The organism is Planktothrix sp. FACHB-1355, from assembly GCF_014748295.1.
GTDB classification, from domain to species: domain Bacteria; phylum Cyanobacteriota; class Cyanobacteriia; order Cyanobacteriales; family Aerosakkonemataceae; genus Aerosakkonema; species Aerosakkonema funiforme_A.
Genome location: NZ_JACJUP010000558.1, coordinates 1 through 4,336 on the forward strand (window position 1 = coordinate 1; position 4,336 = coordinate 4,336).

Below are 4,336 nucleotides of genomic sequence, written 5' to 3' on the forward strand. Positions count from 1 at the left end.
GCCTGAGCTAGGTTTTGCCCGTCTATAAACTCTTGGACTAAATATTGGCGCTTATCTACTTCAAAGTGGGCGAAAAGTTCGGGAATTTGAGGATGTTTGCCCAAATCGTCCAGCCGCACGGCTTCTTGTTCAAATAGTTCTACAGCTATCTCGGCTCCAGCACCTTGGTAGAAAAATTGCTTGATTACACAGCGCGGTTTGGATGGTTTATACTCATCCACAGCTAAGAAGGTTCTGCCAAATCCACCTTCGCCGATGAGCTTGATGGCACGGTAGCGATCGCTCAACAGCAATTTGGAACCGCAATTTTGACAAAATTTTGTCCCCTGTGGGTTGCTGGTTGGTTTCTGGCAATCGGGATTTAGGCAGTAGGCCATATATAAAGATAAAATTAGCGGGATCGGTCTATCAACAATTTTCCCCAAAATTTACTGAAGGCATGGGGCAATTGGGTGTGGTTAGCAGCAGATCCCTATATGCAATATGGGTTTTAAGGATTGCCGATCGTCCTTCACCAGTTCCATTTCCGCGTCAGCTTAGGCGAATTTGTTACTGCCACGATCGGTTTGCAAGCGATCGCCAGAGCTCGTCCGCTCACATCATTTGTGTAAAATCTCACAACAAGACTGCCCTTTACCCAGCTATATCTGTTTTTATGCTACTTTGTGGCGAATAGGGTCATCGATTATTGTCCTATTTGATACACAAAAAGTACGATGTCCAGACTATAATTAGATCGGGAATGGCATCCCTTCAGACTTTGCCAGCACCGATTGTAAAGTTTTATTAAAAATTTATAGGGGTGAGGGGTAAGACCCCTCAGTATAGGTTATATTAAAAATGTAGATGCACCCTGATGATCGACGCCCGCAAGTTTTGGGCGTTTTTTTATTTGGGGGGTAGGACATACACCCCCTCACCCCCTTCCCCGCAGGCCCATGCCTCATGCCCCATTCCCAATTCCCTTAATATTTGACTTTTGACTTTTAGATCGCCCGTGCCTAACCCACCCTACGATTAGATAAATTTTTTTATGGATCGCAAAAATGGGTGAGCTGCTGGTCTTACAGACAATAGTGATGGTGGGCTACGGCAAGGTTTGCGAACAGTTGGTTTTTTGGCAGACGCGATCGCCCATGCTTAACCCACCCTACTTGCTGTTAAGTTTTGAGAGAGTCAGAATTTCCGCCGCTATCGAGTTTCCAAAGGCAGCTAGAAACGAGATTCGTGACGATGTGAGCGACGATCGGCACTAACAGATTGCCTGTCCCAAGGGCACTGTATCCCAGTATCAGCCCTATGGCAGTAGCCCAAATGGCATAAGGCCACTGTTGTATACCGCTGAGGTGCAACACACCAAAGCAGATACTGCTGACTAACAATGCGGGGATATTCAAGCCCAATGCAGGCAGCATTACGCCTCGAAATAATAATTCTTCGCTCAATCCCGGCAGTAATGCCAACCAGATCAGATCTGGCCACAATAAGGGTTTTAACACCAATGCCAGATACACATCTGCGCTTTTGCGATAGGCCGGCCAAAGGCGATAAACCAGGGAACTAGCGGCGGTAATTCCCAGACCGATGCCAATTCCTATAGGTAATGCAAGCCTCGTCCATTGGACTTTTAAAAGGGAGACTGCACCAAATTGCAGCCATAGCTTGGCAACCACCAACAATAAGATTGCGGTCACGCCCATCGCAACTAGAAGTTGCGGGCGTGTAAGAGGTTCAAATTCCGGATCGTTAGGTAAAGGATCTGTCACCAGTTCTTTAAGACGCTACGTATGGGAGAGAGGTCTGGGCTGAGGGCTGACGGATTAATACCTGCTCTATGGGCCACCAATACCCCCACAGCCTCTAAATACGAGTGTACTCGTAATGCTTCGATCCCTAACGATTCTGGAGGCACTTGCATTTGAGTTTGATTTTCCTCGACGCAGATAATTTTCGCTGGCAGTTGGCTGAAACTCAGGATGGCACTACCACCGCAGGCAGTTGCAGGGATGACGATCGCATCTACTCGATCGGCCCAGATACTTTCAGGGGGGAGTGGGGGAGCGGGGAAAGCATTATGTACATTTTCTTCTGTTCTCCTGTTCTCCCGCTCTTCTCTTCTCCCACTCTTCTTTTCTCCCGCTCTCCCGCTCTCCCGCTCTCCCGCTCTTTTCTGATGCCTAGCGAAGGAATTTGCTGTGACGAACTGAGGGGCGCGACTTAAGCCGACGAGGACGCAGGGTAGGAAGGTGTAGCCCAATTCTTCGGCGGCTGAGCGGGGCGATAAGTGCGGGTCGAGGGAAGGTGCGGAAAAGGCGGGGGCGTGGGCGCAGGGGATTTGAAATGTGCGGACGATCGAGTGGCTGATGACGGCTTCGGCACCGGCGACGGGATCGACGCCTTTGCCTTGGCGATAGTTTGCGAGGGCTTGGCTGTCGATGTCTTCGGGGAAACGGGCTACGACGGCGATCGCTTCTGCTTTAGCTTTCGTTATCAATACTTCAGCTGCTCTCAATAAGCTATCGAGATTTTGGATTGTGCCCCAAGATGCACCAGAATCCGATGTTCGCAATTCCACTCCCAATGGGGCATCTGTGACTATGCAGTCGGTGAGGTTCAGTCCCAGTGTGGCTCTGGCGGCGTCGGCTGCTTGCAGGTGGCGCAATTGCAAGTCGGGTTCGATCGCTCGGTCGAGGATTAAACCGATGCGGTTTTGATGCACTGGGCGCAATCCCCAGCATCCAGCGGCAAATTTGTCAAGCCCGTAACCTTCAACGTATAAGGCATTGGGTAGGGGCCAGTATAAACTAGCGCCGTTGAGAACGTTGGGATGGGTGATGAGACAATCGCAACAGGAGGCGATCGCTCTGGCTACAGGTAAAGCATCTCCTGCGTAACCGCCGATCGCCGCCCCAATGCCAGTCGGCACAATTAATACAACTGTGTACGGACGTGCAAGCAATTTCGGATTTCAGATTTTAGATTTTGGATTCATCGGTTGCTGCTGTTACGACAGCTTCTACAGTGGCTTTTTGTCGGTCAACATCGACACCAGTAACAGCCCAGCGCAGAGGTTCGCCCCGTTTTTCCAATTCTGCTTCAATTTCCTGATGCAGCTTGGCGGGGGACTCTTGGAGGTCAATTTCGGCGGTAATAAAATGTGTTGTCATGGGTTTGATTATTTTTGATATTGTCCGAATTGTAGGTGATATACTTCGTCTTCTTTCTCGCTGACAATTTTTAAATCCGAGCGCGGATAAGCTACGCAGAGCAACACATAGCCTTTTGCCTTCAGTTCCGGACTGACGCCCATTCCATCGCTTTGATCCACTTCTCCTGCTAAAATTTGCCCTGCACAGGTGGTACAAACTCCCGCATTACAGGAATTCGGCAAGTCTATGCCGGCGGCTTGGGCGGCGTTGAGAATCTTTACATCTTCCGGTACTTGCAGGGTGTAGGTTTTACCTTGGTGCTGAATTTCGACGGTGTGAGTCTTGGACATTTTGAAATTTTACATTTTGGCAGTCTAAATGGGTATTGTACTTTGACTTGCTCTTTTTAGCACCTTTCATAAGCAGGATGAAGATGGTCATCTATCATGTTCAATGCTGTGTGTAAGCATGGATGGGAAAACGACTTGGCGAATGGCGTAGAGTTGACATATCTTTTGAGCAATTCGATATAAGATAAACCGAGTTCCAAGGTTAGGGTTGCTGCCGTTGATGCTGCGATCGCACCACCTAAAACTATACCATAATTAAATTATATCTATACTCGACTGTAGTGACATTTTATGAAACTCCATAATTGAATGGAAATCACCAAAAACTACGATGGCAATTGACCTAAATATCTTTGCAACAATTCATGCACAAAACGATATCGCCCACTCACTTTTTGCACAAACAATCTTTCTGTCGCCAATCCTAGAAAACGGGGATAATCTTTAGGAATATAACCATTTTTTGCCAATATCGTCCGTACAATTGCCTTTTTACTCATCAAAATACCTCCCAAGCTCAGCAAAACACCCATACGATATAAGCGCTTCTGTGCGGAAGTTTGTAACCAATGACGATCGATCTTTTCGAGCGTAAATTCTTGCTGATTTAATTCACTCATTCTTTTCGCCAACCAAGTTAACCAAGGACGCATTTGTTCGGGACGCGGTTGTTTACCTTGGCGATAAAATTGACTTTCCATATCCCGCGTTAGCATTCGCCGAATATAAGCATTTAATAAATATTCGCGGCGTTCGTCTTTAGCGGCGATTCGTCTCCAAGCATGAATTAAAATTTCCTCATATGCCAACGCCATCATATTCAAAAATAACGGATTT

At 47.6% G+C, this 4,336-nt stretch carries 5 protein-coding genes and 1 pseudogene; all 6 read right to left on the minus strand.

Annotation, left to right across the window (positions count from 1 at the left end; all coding sequences use genetic code 11):
• A partial coding sequence (locus H6S82_RS20535; RefSeq protein ID WP_347339519.1) for a 4-Cys prefix domain-containing protein occupies positions 1-377 on the minus strand: 377 nt, incomplete at its 3' end.
• Positions 378-1,160: 783 nt separating this feature from the next.
• Positions 1,161-1,766, minus strand: coding sequence for a CPBP family glutamic-type intramembrane protease (locus H6S82_RS20540; RefSeq protein ID WP_190466397.1), 606 nt, complete (start codon positions 1,764-1,766; stop codon positions 1,161-1,163).
• A complete protein-coding gene (locus tag H6S82_RS33665; protein ID WP_242057044.1) occupies positions 1,763-2,959 on the minus strand; it encodes a DUF3326 domain-containing protein in 1,197 nt (398 codons plus the stop codon). The genes H6S82_RS20540 and H6S82_RS33665 overlap by 4 nt, the downstream gene beginning before the upstream one ends.
• 16 nt (positions 2,960-2,975) lie before the next feature.
• Positions 2,976-3,167, minus strand: a complete 192-nt coding sequence (locus tag H6S82_RS20555; RefSeq protein WP_190466395.1) for a hypothetical protein — start codon at positions 3,165-3,167, stop codon at positions 2,976-2,978.
• 8 nt (positions 3,168-3,175) lie between these two features.
• Positions 3,176-3,499, minus strand: coding sequence for a 2Fe-2S iron-sulfur cluster-binding protein (locus tag H6S82_RS20560; protein ID WP_190466393.1), 324 nt, complete (start codon positions 3,497-3,499; stop codon positions 3,176-3,178).
• Between the two features lie 326 nt (positions 3,500-3,825).
• Positions 3,826-4,336: pseudogene (locus H6S82_RS20565) on the minus strand (hypothetical protein); the annotation flags it as partial.

What these genes read in the sequence shown, in the direction of transcription:
- H6S82_RS20555 (WP_190466395.1), bottom strand. Translation starts at nt 3,167, where the DNA reads ATGACAACACATTTTATTACCGCCGAAATTGACCTCCAAGAGTCCCCC.
- H6S82_RS20560 (WP_190466393.1), bottom strand. Translation starts at nt 3,499, where the DNA reads ATGTCCAAGACTCACACCGTCGAAATTCAGCACCAAGGTAAAACCTAC.